Annotated in this window: 18 protein-coding genes; 8 read left to right on the forward strand and 10 right to left on the reverse strand. The window is 61.5% G+C overall.

The genetic code is table 11. The features are described from left to right. Nucleotides 1-46: 46 nt before the first annotated feature. From xth to C5P05_RS32045, 7 genes are all read right to left on the reverse strand, one after another. Complete coding sequence (gene xth / locus C5P05_RS32015; RefSeq protein WP_114973907.1) at nucleotides 47-817, reverse strand: exodeoxyribonuclease III; 771 nt, start codon at nucleotides 815-817, stop codon at nucleotides 47-49. A gap of 45 nt (nucleotides 818-862) precedes the next feature. After that, the gene (locus C5P05_RS32020; protein WP_114973908.1) at nucleotides 863-1,450 is read right to left on the reverse strand and encodes a DUF4337 domain-containing protein; all 588 of its coding nucleotides are present in this window, start codon (nucleotides 1,448-1,450) and stop codon (nucleotides 863-865) included. Then, nucleotides 1,451-1,945 (reverse strand): dihydrofolate reductase, encoded by a 495-nt coding sequence (locus C5P05_RS32025; protein WP_114973909.1) that lies wholly within the window; start codon nucleotides 1,943-1,945, stop codon nucleotides 1,451-1,453. It abuts the gene before it with no gap. After that, nucleotides 1,942-2,862 (reverse strand): DMT family transporter, encoded by a 921-nt coding sequence (locus C5P05_RS32030; protein WP_232834748.1) that lies wholly within the window; start codon nucleotides 2,860-2,862, stop codon nucleotides 1,942-1,944. The genes C5P05_RS32025 and C5P05_RS32030 overlap by 4 nt, the downstream gene beginning before the upstream one ends. Then, complete coding sequence (locus C5P05_RS32035; RefSeq protein ID WP_114973910.1) at nucleotides 2,826-3,671, reverse strand: thymidylate synthase; 846 nt, start codon at nucleotides 3,669-3,671, stop codon at nucleotides 2,826-2,828. The genes C5P05_RS32030 and C5P05_RS32035 overlap by 37 nt, the downstream gene beginning before the upstream one ends. A gap of 85 nt (nucleotides 3,672-3,756) precedes the next feature. After that, nucleotides 3,757-5,193 carry an FAD-binding oxidoreductase gene (locus C5P05_RS32040; protein ID WP_114973911.1) on the reverse strand — a complete coding sequence of 479 codons (1,437 nt, stop codon included), beginning with the start codon at nucleotides 5,191-5,193 and terminating at the stop codon, nucleotides 3,757-3,759. A gap of 4 nt (nucleotides 5,194-5,197) precedes the next feature. Continuing rightward, nucleotides 5,198-5,581 carry a DUF2069 domain-containing protein gene (locus C5P05_RS32045; protein WP_114973912.1) on the reverse strand — a complete coding sequence of 128 codons (384 nt, stop codon included), beginning with the start codon at nucleotides 5,579-5,581 and terminating at the stop codon, nucleotides 5,198-5,200. Nucleotides 5,582-5,614: 33 nt separating this feature from the next. Between C5P05_RS32045 and C5P05_RS32050 the strand changes: the two genes are divergently transcribed. Both C5P05_RS32050 and C5P05_RS32055 read left to right on the forward strand, forming a co-directional pair. Then, a complete protein-coding gene (locus C5P05_RS32050; protein ID WP_114973913.1) occupies nucleotides 5,615-6,853 on the forward strand; it encodes a YihY family inner membrane protein in 1,239 nt (412 codons plus the stop codon). Between the two features lie 42 nt (nucleotides 6,854-6,895). Next, nucleotides 6,896-7,363, forward strand: a complete 468-nt coding sequence (locus tag C5P05_RS32055; RefSeq protein ID WP_114973914.1) for a CreA family protein — start codon at nucleotides 6,896-6,898, stop codon at nucleotides 7,361-7,363. 10 nt (nucleotides 7,364-7,373) lie between these two features. Here C5P05_RS32055 and C5P05_RS32060 read toward each other — a convergent pair whose 3' ends face one another. Both C5P05_RS32060 and C5P05_RS32065 read right to left on the reverse strand, forming a co-directional pair. Continuing rightward, a complete protein-coding gene (locus C5P05_RS32060; protein WP_114973915.1) occupies nucleotides 7,374-8,180 on the reverse strand; it encodes an alpha/beta fold hydrolase in 807 nt (268 codons plus the stop codon). Continuing rightward, a complete protein-coding gene (locus tag C5P05_RS32065; protein ID WP_114973916.1) occupies nucleotides 8,177-9,487 on the reverse strand; it encodes an O-acetylhomoserine aminocarboxypropyltransferase in 1,311 nt (436 codons plus the stop codon). Before C5P05_RS32065 ends, C5P05_RS32060 begins: the two co-directional genes overlap by 4 nt. Before the next feature lie 136 nt (nucleotides 9,488-9,623). Between C5P05_RS32065 and C5P05_RS32070 the strand changes: the two genes are divergently transcribed. Further along, complete coding sequence (locus tag C5P05_RS32070; protein ID WP_114973917.1) at nucleotides 9,624-10,088, forward strand: CBS domain-containing protein; 465 nt, start codon at nucleotides 9,624-9,626, stop codon at nucleotides 10,086-10,088. An 18-nt stretch (nucleotides 10,089-10,106) separates the two neighbouring features. Here C5P05_RS32070 and C5P05_RS32075 read toward each other — a convergent pair whose 3' ends face one another. Further along, nucleotides 10,107-11,327, reverse strand: coding sequence for a polyhydroxyalkanoate depolymerase (locus C5P05_RS32075; protein ID WP_114973918.1), 1,221 nt, complete (start codon nucleotides 11,325-11,327; stop codon nucleotides 10,107-10,109). A gap of 144 nt (nucleotides 11,328-11,471) precedes the next feature. On the opposite strand from C5P05_RS32075, the gene C5P05_RS32080 reads away from it, so the two are divergent. The 5 genes from C5P05_RS32080 to C5P05_RS32100 all read left to right on the forward strand — a co-directional run bounded on the left by C5P05_RS32080 (nucleotide 11,472) and on the right by C5P05_RS32100 (nucleotide 16,520). Further along, on the forward strand, nucleotides 11,472-12,128 hold the full coding sequence (locus C5P05_RS32080) for a glutathione S-transferase (protein ID WP_114973919.1): 657 nt from the start codon (nucleotides 11,472-11,474) through the stop codon (nucleotides 12,126-12,128). A gap of 119 nt (nucleotides 12,129-12,247) precedes the next feature. Beyond that, complete coding sequence (gene aroC, locus C5P05_RS32085; RefSeq protein WP_114973920.1) at nucleotides 12,248-13,342, forward strand: chorismate synthase; 1,095 nt, start codon at nucleotides 12,248-12,250, stop codon at nucleotides 13,340-13,342. Nucleotides 13,343-13,488: 146 nt separating this feature from the next. Further along, a complete protein-coding gene (locus tag C5P05_RS32090) occupies nucleotides 13,489-14,133 on the forward strand; it encodes a GbsR/MarR family transcriptional regulator (RefSeq protein WP_114973921.1) in 645 nt (214 codons plus the stop codon). Then, on the forward strand, nucleotides 14,120-15,493 hold the full coding sequence (locus tag C5P05_RS32095; protein ID WP_114973922.1) for a cytochrome ubiquinol oxidase subunit I: 1,374 nt from the start codon (nucleotides 14,120-14,122) through the stop codon (nucleotides 15,491-15,493). Before C5P05_RS32090 ends, C5P05_RS32095 begins: the two co-directional genes overlap by 14 nt. Further along, nucleotides 15,486-16,520: a cytochrome d ubiquinol oxidase subunit II gene (locus C5P05_RS32100; RefSeq protein WP_114973923.1), complete on the forward strand. Its 1,035-nt coding sequence runs from the start codon at nucleotides 15,486-15,488 to the stop codon at nucleotides 16,518-16,520. Before C5P05_RS32095 ends, C5P05_RS32100 begins: the two co-directional genes overlap by 8 nt. Nucleotides 16,521-16,556: the final 36 nt, after the last annotated feature.

The raw sequence follows: 16,556 nt of genomic DNA on the forward strand, positions 1-16,556 counted from the left end.
CTTGTTCAATATGCGTAGTTAGCTATTAAAATAGTAGCTAACTAGGTCAGGCTTCGACAATCTCCACGACCACGGGCGCATGGTCGCTGGGCCGTTCGTTCTTGCGTGGTGTCTTGTCAATCACACAGCCCGTTACCAGGGGCTTGAGCGCATTGCTGACCAGAATGTGGTCGATGCGCAGCCCATGGTTGCGGCGATAGGCGAAGTCGCGGTAATCCCACCAGGAGTAGCTTTTCTCAGACCGGGGGAACAGCCGGAAGGCATCGTGCAGGCCCAAGGCAATGAGGGCGCGCAGGTGGTAACGCTCTTCTTCCGTGCAGTGGATCGTGTCCTTCAGGCCCACCGGGTCCCACACGTCGTCGTCGTCGAAGGTGATGTTGTAGTCGCCCATCAACACCAGTTTGGGGTGGGTGACGAGTTCAGCCCGAACCCAGTCGCGCAAGCCCTTCAGCCAGCTCATCTTGTACTCAAACTTGTCGCTGCCCGGTTCCTGACCGTTGGGGAAATAAGCACCGATGACCCGCACCCCATCAACATCCGCGCTGATGACGCGTGCCATGTCGTCGGTAAAGCCGGGGATGTTTTTGACAACGTTGGTGGCCGGCGTGCGCGACAGCAGGGCCACGCCGTTGTAGGTTTTCTGGCCAAAGCACTGGGCGTGATAGCCGGCCTGCGTGAAGGCCTCAAACGGAAACTTGTCGTCCGTCATCTTGAGTTCCTGCAGCACCAGCACATCCACCGGGTTGGCCGCCAGCCAGTCCAGCACTTGCGGCAGCCGCACGGTCAGCGAGTTAATGTTCCATGTTGCGAGTTTCATGATTAAATCGGGTTCTAGCCCATGTCCTATATGCGTAGATAGCTATTAAATATGTAGCGTTGCCATAACCCCAACCACCACGCCAACGCCCCCTGCGCCAAACATGGCGTACTCCAGCCATTTCTTCTTGGTCAGCAGGGAAATCGCCGCCAGCGCGATGGCGACCTGCAGCACCGTGGTGGACTGTGCCCAGCGGTGGTGCTGGTGCATCTGCTCATCACTTTGCTTGTCCCACTGCGTAGCGTCAAGTTCCATCTTGTCCGCCACAACCTTGATCTCATTCTTTTCCTTCTCGTACCGATCGATCTTGCCCTGGTAGATGGCTTTTTTGTCCTCGGGCGCCAGATCACGCGCCAGCTCGGCCAGCGATTGTTTGGTGCTCTTGGACTGGAAGTAATTCCACTGGTTGGAGGCTTCCGTTTTCTTGATGGCCGCATTGTTCTTGTACAAACCGGCATTGGCCTGGGTTGCGCCGCCCATATAGCCAAAAAGGGCGCCCACGGTGGCGATGATGGCGGTGAACAGCGCGATCTGGTTGATCATGCCGCCGTGTTCGCCACCGTGGCCGCCTTGCTGGGCGTGCTCCAGCTCGTGGTCGTGCGGGCCGTGTACGTGAAAACCATGTCCTGACATTTAAATTCCTGTGTTCTTTTGGTAGGTTACGAAACTGAAATTCAGACCGGTGGCCGAGACGTGCTGTTCCCGTGCGGTCTCGGTCCACGCCGGCCCGAATTCCGGCGCATACGCGTCGCCTTCAAAGTCGGCGGCGATTTCGGTGACCACCGCCGTGCTGGCCAGTAGCAGGGCCTGGGCGTAGATCTCGGCGCCGCCGATGACCCAGGCATCGCTCTCCAAAGGGCACAGCGCCATGGCTTCGGGCAAGGAATGCGCGCACAGTGCGCCTTCGGCCTGCCAGTCCGGCTGGCGCGTGACCACCACGTTGAGCCGTCCGGGCAATGGGCGAAATTTGGGCGGCAGCGAATCCCAGGTCTTGCGCCCCATGATGATCGGGCAGCCCAGCGTGGTGCGCTTGAAGTGCGCCATGTCTTCAGGCAAACGCCAGGGCAGGGTGTTGTTGTTGCCGATCACGCCATTGGCGGCGCGGGCAAAGATCAGGTGCAGTTTCATGTGGTTTTCTCTGGCCTACGTTGTGGCATCAACACGGCAGCAATTGCCGCCATCACAAACACGATAGCCACAAAATCCTGCCAGTGCGGCCACTCGCCGACGATGACAGTGGCCATCAGGGTGCCGACCATTGGCACGGCCATGACGCTCATGGCACTCGTGGTGGGCGGCAGGTTGCGGGCCAAGCCCGACCAGATGATCTGGGCAAGGCCATAGTTGATGAGTGAACCGTAGACCAGGCTGGCCCACATGGGGGTAGAAAACTGCCACGTCGGCCAGGGTTCGCCCAAGCCGGCAATGCCCCACAGGCACAGGCTGCTGAGGAGCATCATCCACACGGTCAGCGTCTCGACCGGCAGCGTCAGTTGGGCGCGGCGCATCATCAGCGTCCCGACCGCCCACAGCACGGCCGCCAGTTCCATCCAGACAATGCCCAGCGGATGCCCCGAGAGGGCCGTGAACTCGGTTGAGGTCAGCAGCGTGATGGCCACGGCCACCGCAACTGCGGCAAAGGCCACGCGGCGTGTCAGTTTTTCACCGAGAAACAGGACGCCAATCAGCACGGTCCAGATCGGCATGGTAAAGCCCAGAATTGCGGCCCGTCCCGACGCCAGTTCCTGGACGCCCAGAATCGACACTGTGTGCCAGCCAAGAATATTGGGGAGGCCCAGCGTGATGACGGAGCGCCACTCGCTGCCCCGCGGCCACATGCGCAGACCGCGTGCACGGTAGAAACCATAGAGCCATAGCGCGCCGCACGTCATGGTGATGGCGCGGAAGTACAGCGGTGTGATCTCGCGCAGCGAGAGCTTCATCATCGGCCAGTTGATGCCCCACATCAGGGTGAGGGCCACCAGGGCCCAAAGCTGGCGGCGGCTGATCACACCGCCACCGGCGCCTTGATGGCCGGGTGGCACTCGTAGCCGACGACCTCGAAGTCTTCAAATTCATAATCGAAGATGGATGCCGGTTTGCGCTTGATGTTGAGCGTCGGGTAGGCAAAAGGCGTGCGGCTGAGCTGCAGGTCCACCTGCGCGTGGTGGTTGCTGTAGATGTGGCAATCGCCGCCCGTCCAGATGAAGTCGCCCACATCCAGATCGCACTGCTGCGCCACCATGTGGGTGAGCAGGGCATAGCTGGCGATGTTGAAGGGCACGCCCAGGAAGATGTCGGCACTGCGCTGGTACAACTGGCAGCTGAGTTTGGCTTTTTCGCCCGGGTTGGCGGCGGGCGCCACGTAAAACTGGAAGAAGGCATGGCAGGGCATCAACGCCATCTTGTCCAGATCGGCCACATTCCAGGCGCTGACGATGAGGCGGCGCGAATCGGGGTTGCTCTTAAGCGTCTTGATGACTTCGGCGATCTGGTCGATGTGGCCGCCGTCCGGTGTCGGCCAGCTGCGCCACTGCACGCCGTAAACCGGGCCGAGATCACCATTCGGGCGTGCCCATTCGTCCCAGATCGAGACGCCGCGCTCTTTGAGCCAGTTGTTATTCGATGACCCGGTGAGAAACCACAGCAGTTCCTGAATGATGGAGCGCAGGTGCACCTTCTTGGTGGTCACCAGCGGAAAACCTTCGTTCAAATCGAAGCGCATCTGGTAGCCAAACACGCTCTTGGTGCCGGTGCCAGTGCGGTCGGCCTTGAACACGCCATGGGTGTCCACATGGCGCATGAAATCCTCGTATTGGGAGCGCACGGGATGAGTCGGTGTTGGTAGCGGCATGTTGAATGATGATCAGGAATCGGGTCAGGCGGCCCCCAAAAGCATCTGGGACAGGCCGGCCGGTCGCACTGTATTTTATTGTGGCTCAGGCCAGCCGAATCACCCGCCCCGGATTCATCAGATTGCTGGGGTCCAGCGCCCGCTTGACCGCCCGCATCATGTCCAGCGCCACGGGCGACTTGTAGTGTTCCAGCTTGTCGACTTTCAGGCTGCCCACGCCGTGTTCGGCCGAGATTGAGCCGCTGAATTGCGCCACTGAATCAAACACCAGCGTGTTCACCTGGTCTTCATGGTCGTTTAAGAAGGCCGCCGCATCCACACCTTCGGGCGCCTGCACGTTGTAGTGCAGATTGCCGTCGCCCAGATGGCCGAAGTTGACCAGGCGCACGCCGGGAATGGCTTGTTGCAGCAGGGCATCGGTCGTGCGCACGAAATCGGGAATGCTGGACACCGGAATCGAGATGTCATGCTTGATGTTCAGGCCCTCCAGTGCCTGCGCCAGCGGAATGCTTTCGCGGATGTGCCACAGCTGGCGGGCCTGCGACAGGGTTTCGCTCACCACCGCGTCGGTGACGCAGCCCTGATCGAGCGCGATTTCCAGCAGGCGTTCAAACTGGGTTCGCGCCTGCGCTTCGGATTCGTGGGTCGAGTTTTCCAGCAGCACGCAAAAAGGCGAATCCAGGTGCAAGGGCACCGTCAACTGCGGGAAGTGTTTGGCGACCAGGCTCAGCGCGAACTGCCCCATGGCTTCGAATCCGGTCAATCCCGCGCCCAGGTGGTGGTGCGCCAGCCCCAGCAATTGGACCGCGTGTTCCAGCGAGGGCACAGCGGCCCAGGCGGTCAATTGGGAGACCGGCAGGGGATAGAGCTTCAGGGTGGCGGCGGTGATGATGCCCAGCGTGCCCTCCGAGCCGATAAACAGGTCACGCAGGTCGTAGCCGGTGTTGTCTTTGCGCAAGCCGGACAGGCCATGCCAGACCTCGCCCTGCGCCGTGACCACTTCCAGGCCCAGGCACAGCTCGCGTGCATTGCCGAAACGCAGCACCTGGGTGCCGCCGGCGTTGGTGCCCAGATTGCCGCCGATGGTGCACGTGCCCTCGGCCGCCAGGCTCAGGGGAAACAGCAAGTTCGATGCTTCGGCGCGTTCCTGCAGGTTTTGCAGAATGCAGCCGGCTTCGACCGTCATGGTCAGGTTGGCCGCGTCCACGCTGCGCACGGTGTTCATGCGTTGCAGGCTCAGCACAATTTGGTGGCCCGAGTCATCGGGCGTGGCGCCGACGGCCAGGCTGGTGTTGCCACCCTGGGGCACGATGCTGATGCCACTGGTCGGGTTCAGGGCCTGGTAGGTGACGCAGACCTGCACCAGCCGTGCCACCTCGTCGGTGGAGGCGGGCCGCACCACGGCCAGGGCTTTGCCCTGCGAGCGCTTGCGCCAGTCCTGTTCCCAGGCACTCAGGTCACCGTCGGTGTAGACGTGGGCGGCACCAACGATGCGACGAAAGGCATCAAGCAGGGTTTGCATGGCATCAGCTCCTTAAATGGGCGGCCTGCAGGCGCAGGCGAACGTGCAGCGCGCAGGCCACGAACAGGCTCAGGCACAGCGCCACCTCGATCATCGCCAGGTAGTTGCCCGGTGGTCTGTCACTGTAGGCGCGCACCGCGCCTTCGGTGAAATAGACCCAGACCAGCAGGCTGACCCAGCGGTAGGTGTACATGCGGTTTTTTAACAGCCCGGCCAGCGGGATACACAGGGGCAGCACTTTGAGCGCCAGCCAGGAGCCGCCGGGCCGGATCGGGGCTAAATACAACTCCCAGGCCAGGCCCAGCACGATCAGCCCGAGCAGACTGCCCACGGCCAGGATGCGGGTCGTGGTGACCAGAGGGGGCGCAGTGTTTTTTTCGGTATTCATGGACGTACTCATTGGAGTGGCATCATAGCGGCCATGAGTTTGCCCGTCCCCCCATCCCAGACCTTGGCCCTGCGTCTTGAGGCTTTTTTGGAAAGCCTGTCGCACTTCCCGTGGAAGAGCACCGCGCTCACCCTGCGCGAACGCTTTCGCGAAGACCGCCTCGGCCTGACCGCCAGCAGCCTGACCTTTACCACCACCATTGCCCTGGTGCCCTTTATCACCGTGGCACTGGCCGTTTTCACCGCCTTCCCCATGTTTGCCAAGTTTCAGGTGGTGCTGCAGAAGTGGTTTATTGAGAGCCTGATACCCGACAACATCGCGCGCCAGGTGCTGGGCTACCTCACCCAGTTTGCCGGTCAGGCCAGCAAGCTGGGGGTGGCTGGCGTGGCTATCTTGTTTGTCACGGCGCTGGCCTTGATTTTGACCATCGACCGCACCCTGAATGGCATCTGGCGGGTGCGCCAGCCCCGGCCGTTCGGGCAGCGCGTGCTGGTGTATTGGTCTGCCGTCAGCCTGGGGCCGCTGTTGCTGGGCGTCAGCCTGACCACCACCTCCTACGTCATTTCTGCCTCCAAAGGCGTGGTCGGTGCGATGCCGGGCGGGGTGCAACTGCTGCTCGACATGCTGCAGTTTTTCCTGATGGCCGGCGGCATGGCGGCCATGTATCACTACGTGCCCAACACCCAGGTGAAATGGGGTCACGCCTGGACCGGAGGCCTGTTTGTGGCGACTGGCTTCGAGGTGGCCAAGAAGGTGCTGACCGTGTACCTGAGCAAGGTGCCAACCTATTCCGTGGTGTATGGCGCTTTTGCCACCGTGCCGATTTTGCTGGTCTGGATTTACGTGGCCTGGGTGATTGTGTTGCTGGGCGCCGTCATCACCGCCTACCTGCCCAGCCTGCTCACCGGCCTGGAGCGCCGGGCCCGCTCGCACGGCTTGCAGTTTCAACTGGCGCTGGAGACCTTGCAGCAGCTGGAGCGCGTGCGTGCCAGCGAGATCAAGGGTTTGACCATGCAGCAGTTGGCCCAACGGCTGCGGGTGGATGCGCTGCAACTGGAGCCGGTGCTGGAAATCCTGGGTACGCTGGATTGGATAGCGTTGCTCCGGGAGGAGTTGCCGGGTGAAGCGGCGCGTTACGTGTTGCTGGCCAACCCCGACACGACCCCGTTGGCGCCGCTGCTGGACGAATTGCTGCTGCGGCAGGAGGCAACGACTGAAAATTTGTGGAAAACCAGCCTCTGGCCCTCTATTACATTGCGTCAGGCGCTATGAATAGAGTAGCATTCCGAATCAAACTTGTCTGAAAGCGCTTTGATGAAAAAAATAGTCATCTCCCTTGTTTTGCTCTGCACATTGCTTGGCGCCAGCGCCGAAACCGTTGGCGACGTCAGCACCACGTTCAAGCTGCTGAGTCCCAACGACAAGGTGGTGGTCGACGTGTTTGATGATCCCGAAGTGGCCGGCGTAGCCTGCTATTTGTCACATGCCAAAACTGGCGGCTACAAAGGCGCGCTGGGCCTGGCGGAAGATACGTCGGACGCCTCGGTGGCGTGTCGCCAGGTCGGGCCGATCTCATTCAGGGGCAAGATCGCCACGCAGGAGGAGGTGTTCAATGCCCGGTCCTCATTTCTGTTCAAGCATGTGCGCGTGGTCCGCATGGTCGACCACAAGCGCAACACGCTGGTCTACCTGGTGTACTCCGACAAACTGATTGAGGGCAGTCCGAAGAACAGCGTGACGGCCGTGCCGGTGCCGGCCACGCAGCCGATACCCTTGAAATGAGTTGGCAGGTTCACGGCTTTAGAAACCCGGTCAGCGCCGCCAGCATGGGTTCGGGCGTCTCGTTCATCTGCTGATGCCCGCCGGGCAGGGTCACCACTTGGCCATCGCGTGCCTTCTGAATCAGGCCCTGGGCGGCTTTGGGCGGGGTCATCTGGTCCACGCTGCCCAGCACAAACAGCACCGGACACGACACTTGTTCCATCGCCGCCTCGCCATGGGTGTAGCTGTCGCAGGCCTTGAAGCCGGTGTGAAACAGGTTCACCTTGGTGTTGCTGGCCAGCACCCGGCGACCCAAGGCCAGGGACGCGCCATAGACCCAGGTGCCCGGCCCCATGGCGGAGGGCGGCGGCGCCAGGGTAGAGCGCGAGAAAATATTCACCATCTCCAGCGCGCGCGTGGGTTCGTTCAGCGAAGATTCCAGCAACGCCGGCGACACTTTCATCGGGAACGCCGTGCCGACCAGCACCAGCTGGCTGATGCGTTGTGGCGCACGGGATGCCGCTTCCAGCGCAATCAGCGAGCCCAGGCTGTGGCCGACCAAGGCGGCTTTTTCCAGGCCGGCTGCGTCCATCAGTGCAATCACAAAATCAGCGGCATCTTCCACCGTGGCAGGCGGCGCGCCGGCGCTGCGGCAGTGGCCGGGCAGATCGACGGCCAGCACGTTCCAGCCGTGATGGGCCAGGTAGCGGGTTTGCAAAATCCACACGCTGTGGTCGTTGAGCACGCCGTGGATGAAGATGAGGGTCGGCTTGGCGGCGTCAAACGCCTTGCCGCCGGTGTAGCAATAAGTGTCGTGGCCGTTGACGATGAAGTTCATGCTGCGGTCCCGGTCGATTTTTCCGCGGTTTTCAGGGCGCGTTTCAAGTCGTCAAGCAAATCATCGGGGTCTTCCAGCCCGATCGACAGACGGATCGTGCCTTGTGTAATGCCGCCAGCGGCCAGGGCCTCGTCACTCATGCGAAAGTGCGTGGTGCTGGCCGGGTGAATCACCAGGCTGCGGCAGTCGCCCACATTCGCCAGATGGCTGAAAACCTTGAGGCTCTCGACGAATTTTTTGCCTTGCTCGCGGCTGCCTTTCAGGTCAAAGCTGAACACCGAGCCGGCCCCGCGCGGCAGCAGTTTTTGCGCCAGCGCATGGCTGGGATGGCTTTCCAGCAGCGGATGGCCGACCCGTGCCACAAACGGCTGGCTGGCCAGAAATTCCACCACCTTGCGGGTGTTGCTCATGTGGCGTTCCATGCGCAGTGACAAGGTCTCAATCCCCTGCAGAATCAGCCACGCCGAATGCGGGCTCAGGCAGGCGCCAAAGTCGCGCAGACCCTCGCGTCGGGCGCGCAGCAGGAAGGCGCCCACGGTCGATTCCTCACTGAACACCATGTTGTGAAAGCCCGCATACGGCTCGGTCAGTTCCGGGAATTTGCCCGACTTGTCCCAGTCAAAACTGCCGCCGTCCACTACGATGCCGCCAATCACCGTGCCGTGGCCGCTCAGGAATTTGGTGGCCGAGTGGTAAACCAGGTCCGCGCCGTGCTCGAACGGTTTGATCAGCCAGGGCGAGGTGAGGGTGGAGTCCACCAGCAGCGGCACGCCGGCTTCGTGGGCGATGCTTGATACCGTGGCGATGTCGAGCACGTCCAGCCCGGGGTTGCCCACGGTTTCGCCAAAAAACAGCTTTGTGTTGGGGCGCACGGCGGCACGCCAGCCGTCGATGTCACCGGGCTTCACGAAAGTGGTCTCGATGCCGAAGCGGCGCAGCGTGTAGTGCAGCAGGTTTTGCGAGCCGCCATACAGCGCCGTGCTGGCCACAATATGCGAGCCCGCGCCCATCAAGGTGGCAATACTCAAGTGCAGCGCCGCCTGGCCGCTGGCCGTGCTGATGGCGCCAATGCCGCCCTCCAGCGCCGACACCCTTTGCTCCAGCACCGCGTTGGTCGGGTTGCTGATGCGCGAGTAAACGTGACCGGCGCGCTCCAGATTGAACAGGGCGGCGGCGTGGTCGCTGGATTCGAAGACAAAGGAGGTCGTGAGGTGAATCGGCACCGCCCGCGCGCCGGTGGCGGGGTCAGGTGCGGCACCGGCGTGCAGTGCCAGCGTGTCAAAACCGGGGTCTGAATAGCCGGGCATGGATTTCCTTTGTTTTGCCGGACAGGCTTTTGCCATGTCATTAACTGTTTGGGGACTTGGGAATCGACTTATTGTGGGCTATATTTCGTTTACCAAAGGTCATAGCAGGTCTTTAACCGGTTACGAGGAGAAATACATGAAAGTCAGCGATATTCTGCGCGTCAAGGGCAGCACACTTTATACGGCCAGCCCTGATGAGCCTCTGTCACGGGCGCTGGACCTGATGGCTGAACGGGACATCGGCTCGCTGGTGGTCATGGAGCACGGCGATCTGGTCGGCATGTTGACCTTTCGCGAGGTCATCAAGACCGTGGTGAAAAACGGCGGCAGCATTGGCGCCACGGTGGTTCGCACCGCCATGGACGATGCGCCGTTGACCTGCACCACCGCGACCGACATGGACGAGGTGCGCCGCATGATGCTGGATCGCCATGCCCGCTACATGCCGGTCATGGACCAGAAAATGCTGATGGGTGTCATTAGTTTCTATGACGTCGCCAAGGCCGTGGTGGACAGCCAGAATTTCGAGAACAAGATGCTCAAGGCCTACATCCGCGACTGGCCCGAAGGCGACGAGGCCGAGCAGGGGCAAACGCTCTGAGGCGAGCGCCCTTCTCATTCACCCCATGCTGGCGTGAATCATCTCCCGCACACGCGGGTAAATCTGCAGGTTCCACTTTCTGCCGCTGAACACACCGTAGTGCCCCACGCCGGTCTGGATGTGGTGGGTTTTCATATAGGGGCGAATGCCGGTGCACAGGTCTTGCGCGGCCACGGTTTGACCCACAGCGCAGATGTCATCGCGTTCGCCCTCGACCGTCATCAAGGCGGTGTGGCGAATGGCGGCGGGGTTGACGATGCGGTCCTTGTAGGTCAACTTTCCGCGCGGCAGGTCGTAGGTCTGGAATACTTTTTCGACCGTTTCCAGGTAGAACTCAGCGGGCAGGTCGTTGACAGCCAGGTACTCGTCGTAGAACACCCGCAGGATGTCATCCTTGTCGAGGTCGCCTGCCACCCGATGCTGGTACATGTCCTTGAATGATTTCTTGTGGCGATCCAGATTCATGCTCAGAAACGCACTGAGCTGTATGAAGCCGGGGTAGACGCGGCGCTGCTGGCCCGCGTGGGGCGGGGGCACCTGGCAAATCAGGTTTTTCTCAAACCACTCGATCGGTTTGCTGGTGGCCAGCTGGTTCACACCGGTGGGGTTGACGCGGCAGTCCACCGGGCCGGCCATCAGGGTCAGGCTGCGCGGCTGCGCCGGGTGGTTGTCTTCCGCCATGATGGCCGTGGCCGCCAGTGCCGCCACGCAGGGCTGGCACACGGCGACCACATGGGTGCCGGGGCCAATGGTCTCGGTGAAGCGGATCATGTGGTCGATGTAATCGTCCAGGCCAAAGGCGCCGTGCTCAAGTGACACGTCGCGGGCGTTATGCCAGTCGGTGATATAGACATCGTGGTCCTGCAGTAGCGTGCGTGCGGTCTCGCGCAGCAGTGTGGCAAAGTGGCCAGACAGCGGGGCCACCAGCAGCACCGGCGGCTGGTGCACCAGGTCAGCCGGCGTGTCTTTTTTGAAGCGCAGCAGGGTGCCAAACGGCAGGCTGAGAATGTTTTCTTCGCTCACCGCCAGCTCGCGTTCACCCACCTTCACCGACGTGATGCCCCAGGCCGGGCGCGCGTGTGTGAGCCGCATGCGCGAGAACACTTCCATCGACGCCGACAGCATGCGCAGCACGCTGCCTTCGGTGTTCTCCAGCCAGAGGGCGGCACTGCCACTTTGGGCCAGCTGGCGCAAGGGCGACATCAGGTCGGACTGGGTTTGATAGGCCTGATAAAGCATGACTTTCCTCACAAAAAACGAGCTCGTGACCCGGATATTTGAGGCAACGCAAGTTGTGGGCCAGTTCAATAATTTCATGCCCGAGTTGGCACAACCCTTGCTGCTCGGAAACAGGCAAGTTTCCCCAATCAAGGAGCATCCCTCATGGCCAAAGCCGTCCTGACGATCAGCAGCAAAAATTACGGAGCTTGGTCCTTGCGCGGCTGGCTGCTGGCCCGGCTCGCCGGCCTTGAATTCACCGAAGAAGTCATCTCGCACGACGACCCGGCCATGAAGGCCGAAATGCTGCTGCTCTCGTCGAGCATGCTGGTGCCGTCGTTGCAACACAAGGGCGTGAAGGTCTGGGACACCCTGGCGATTGCCGAATACCTCCACGAGATCAAGCCCAAGGCGCAGCTGCTGCCGGCGGATATCAAGGCACGCGCCCATTGCCGCGCTATCTGCGGCGAGATGCATTCGGGCTTTGCGTCGATGCGCTCGTCGCTGCCGATGAATATCAAGGCGCATTTTCCCGACTTCAAAGTCTGGTCACGGGCGCAGGCCGACATCGACCGCGTGCTGGAAATTTGGAGAGACTGCCTGAGCACTTACGGCGGCCCCTACCTGTTTGGCAAACAGCCAAGCGTGGCCGATGCCATGTATGCGCCGGTCATTACCCGATTCCTGACCTATGACGTGCCGCTGGACCCAATCTGCATCGCCTACGCCCAGCACATCATGGCCTTGCCCGCCATGCAGGAGTGGGTGGCCGCAGCCAAAGCCGAGCCGGATGAAATCGACGAGTTGGAGGCGGAGTTCTGATCGGTGCCTGTTTTTGGTGCCTGCTGGTTTTACGAAGGTGCGAAGAAGGTGCGCCGTTTTGATAAAGGTGCAAAGCCACAGGGTTTGTTGGTGCATCGCGGTCTGGGATAATCCAGCCCATGAGCGGCAACACCTTCGGAAATCTCTTCGCAGTCACCAACTTTGGTGAATCCCACGGCCCGGCCATTGGCTGCGTGATTGACGGCTGTCCGCCGGGCATGCTTCTCAGCGAAGCCGACATCCAGCCCGATCTGGACCGGCGCCGACCCGGCACCTCCAAGTTCGTAACCCAGCGCAACGAGCCCGACGCGGTCGAAATCCTCTCCGGTGTCTACGAGGGCAAGACCACCGGCACGCCGATCTGCCTGCTAATCAAGAACACCGACCAGCGCAGCAAGGACTACGGCAACATCCTGGAATCGTTTCGCCCCGGCCACGCGGACTACGCCTATTTCCAGAAATACGGCATTCGCGACCCGCGCGGTGGTGGTCGCTCCTCCGCGCGCCTCACTGCGCCCATGGTGGCGGCGGGCGCCGTGGCCAAAAAATGGCTGGCGGAGAAATACGGTACGGTGTTTCGCGGCTGCATGACGCAGATTGGCGAGCTGTCCATCGACTTTGAGTCCTGGGATTTTGTGCCCGGCAACCCGTTTTTTGCCCCCATCGCGGACGTGTCGGCGCTGGAAACGTATATGAACGCCTTGCGCAAGGACGGCGACTCCTGCGGCGCGCGCATTCGCGTCTCGGCGTCCAACGTGCCGGTGGGCCTGGGCGAGCCCCTGTTTGACAAGATGGACGCCGACATTGCCTACGCCATGATGGGCATCAACGCAGTCAAAGGGGTGGAAATTGGCGCCGGTTTTGCCAGCGTCACGCAACGCGGCACCACCCATGGCGATTCGCTCTCGCCGGAAGGCTTCCGCTCCAACAACGCTGGCGGCGTGTTGGGCGGCATCACGACCGGGCAAGACCTGGAAGTGTCCATCGTCGTCAAACCTACAAGTTCCATCATCACGCCGCGCGAGTCGATCGACGTGACGGGCCAGTCCACCGAGGTCATCACCAAAGGCCGGCACGACCCCTGTGTCGGCATTCGCGCCACGCCGATTGCCGAGGCCATGCTGGCGCTGGTGGTGATGGAACATGCGCTGCGCCATCGGGCTCAATGTGGCGATGTGTCAGTCGGCTTGAAGCCTATCAAAGCGTCGGCTTAACTTTTCTCCTGGCAACAGCAGCATCCCGCCACTTCTGTCGGGGCTGATAGGCGAATAACCTTTGTTTCAAGTCAAGGTTATTTATCTTTGAATGTGCTAGTTCCTGTAATTTCAGAAAATACTGAAAACTCAGAAGAAAGCACGTTATGAATTTGCCTCCGCTGACCCAGCGTTTTGTCCTGCACTTTGGTGAAATGGGCAGCCGCTGGGGCATCAACCGCACCGTGGGGCAAATTTATGCCTTGCTTTACGTGTCGGCCAAACCCCTCAATGCCGACGAAGTGGGCGAGGCGCTGGGCTTTTCGCGCTCCAACGTCAGCATGGGCCTGAAAGAACTGCAGTCCTGGAATCTGGTGCGCCTGCAGCACCAGCCCAACGACCGGCGCGAATATTTTCAGGCCCCAGAAGACGTGTGGGCGATTTTCCGCACCCTGGCGGCGGAGCGGCGCAAACGCGAGATCGATCCCACGCTCACCATGCTGCGCGATGCGCTGATGGAGCAGCCCGGCGTGGCGGAAGATGTGCATGCCCAGGCGCGCATGAAACAGATGCACGAATTCATCGAACGCATGACCGACTGGCTCGACGATGTGCAGAAAATGGACTCAGCCACGCTGGCCAGCCTGATGAAAATGGGCTCCAAAGTGCAAAAGCTGCTGGAGATCACCGACCGGGTGAAACAGGTGTTCACGTCCGCCGCCGAAGCACCCGTCTCCGTCGCCCCGCCGACTGAGCGCCGCGATCCAGAAACGACCCTTCAAGTCAGCGAGGTGAAAAATGGAAGCCTTTGACCCGGTGCTGCTGGCCCGCATCCAGTTTGCGGCCAATATGTCCTTCCACATTCTGTTCCCGACCATCAGCATCGCGATGGGCTGGGTGCTGTTGTTTTTCAAGACCCGCTTTGTGGCCACCGGCCAGGCGCACTGGATGGACGCCTACCAGTTCTGGGTGAAGATATTTGCCCTCACGTTTGCGCTGGGCGTGGTCAGCGGCATCACCATGAGTTTTCAGTTCGGCACCAACTGGCCCGGCTTCATGACCACGGTCGGCAATGTGGCCGGGCCGCTGCTGGCCTACGAGGTGCTCACCGCGTTCTTCCTGGAAGCCACCATGCTGGGCATCATGTTGTTCGGCCGTGGCCGGGTGAGTGAAGGGGTGCATACCCTGGCCACCTTCCTGGTGGCGGCCGGCACCACCTTGTCGGCGTTCTGGATTCTGGCGCTCAACTCGTGGATGCACACGCCGGCCGGTTTCGAGATGATCAATGGCCAGGCCCATGTGACCAGCTGGTTCGAGGTCATTTTCAACCCGTCCTTCCCCTACCGTCTGACCCACATGCTGATCGCCTCGGGGCTGACGGTGGCGTTTTTGCTGGCCGGCATCAGCGCCTATCGCTGGCTCAAACAGGATCGCGGGGCGGATGTGAAGGCCTCGCTGCGCACCGGCATTTATATCGCCGCTTTGCTCATTCCAATCCAGATCGTGGTGGGCGACATGCATGGCCTGAACACCTTGCAGCACCAGCCGGCCAAGATTGCGGCGATGGAGGGCATTTGGGAGACGCAACGCGGCGCGCCCGCCGTGTTGTTTGGCTTGCCGGACGCGACCACGCAGTCCAACCGGTTTGAGATTGCCGTGCCCAAGCTGGCCTCGTTTTACCTCACCCACGACTGGAATGGCGAGGTCAAGGGCATCAAGGAATTCGGCGACCAGCATCCGCCGGTGGCGCCGGTGTTCTGGGCGTTCCGGACCATGGTCGGCGTCGGAATGCTGATGCTGGCGGTGAGCTGGCTCGGTGTCTGGCAGACCCGCGGGCAGCGCTCGATCCAGCCCTGGCTGGCCCGCGTGCTGGTGGCCATGACCTTCGCCGGCTGGGTGGCGCTGATTGCCGGCTGGTACACCACCGAGATTGGTCGCCAGCCCTGGCTGGTGCAGGGGGTGTTGACGGCGGCGCAAGCGGCGTCCAAAGTGCCGGCTCCCCATATTGCACTGACGCTGGCGCTCTATCTCACGCTGTACCTGGGTCTGCTGTCGGCCTATATCAGCGTGGTGTTTCACCTGGCCAAAAAAGCCGGCCTGAACGACGAGGCGCTGAACACAGAAGGTGTTGCCAATGCCCAACCCACCGCTCCGGGAGCACAACATGCTTGACCTGATTCCCGATCTGAGCCAGGCCGCCGGCTGGCTGCCGCTGGCTTTTGCACTGGTGATGGCGCTAGCCATGCTGGCCTATGTGATTCTGGACGGCTACGACCTCGGCGTTGGCGTGCTGCTGCGCGGGGCCGACGACGTGGCGCAGAAAGACACCATGATCGCCAGCATCGGCCCGTTCTGGGATGCCAACGAGACCTGGTTGGTGCTGGGCGTTGGCGTGTTGCTGGTGGCCTTCCCGCTGGCGCACGGGGTGATTCTGGGCGCGCTCTATCTGCCGGTGGCGCTGATGCTGATGGCGCTGACCCTGCGCGGCGTGGCCTTCGATTTCCGGGTCAAGGCCCGGGCTGAACACAAGCCGCTGTGGGACCGGGCTTTTTTTACCGGCTCGCTCTTGGCCGGCTGGTCGCAGGGCTTCATGCTGGGCGGTTTGATCACCGGCTTCAAGGGCGATGGGGGGAGCCAGGCGTTCAGCGCGCTGATTGGCCTGTGCCTGGTGGCGGCTTATTGCCTGCTCGGCGCCGGCTGGCTGATCATGAAAACCGAAGGGGTGCTGCAACTCAAGGCGGTGCGCTGGGCGCAGGGCAGCCTGTGGTTCACGGCGGCGGGTGTGGCGGCCATCTCGCTGGCCACGCCGCTGGTCAGTCCGCACATTTTCGAGAAATGGTTCAGCTTTCCGAATCTGGTGATGCTGCTGCCGATTCCGGCGATGACTATGGCGCTGTTCTGGGTCATGGCGCGCAGCCTGAAACGCCTGCCGACCCGGCTGGCGCAGGACAACCAATACGGTGCGGCCGTGCCTTTCGCCTGCACGGTCGGTGTGTTTTTGTTGTCGTTTTATGGTCTGGCCTACAGCCTGTTTCCGTGGCTGGTGATGGACCGCATCACGCTTTGGCAGGCGGCCAGCGCACCCGAAGCGCTGCTGGTTATTTTCTACGGCGTGGTGGTGGTGCTGCCGGTGATTGTTGGTTACACCGTGTATGCCTACCGCGTGTTCTGGGGCAAATCGACAGCTTTGAAATACTGAAAAGTTTATAAGAAATAGGCCTCTAGCTCCCGTCAA

Origin of the sequence: Rhodoferax ferrireducens (assembly GCF_003347515.1) — a bacterium.
Taxonomy (GTDB): Bacteria; Pseudomonadota; Gammaproteobacteria; order Burkholderiales; family Burkholderiaceae_C; genus Rhodoferax.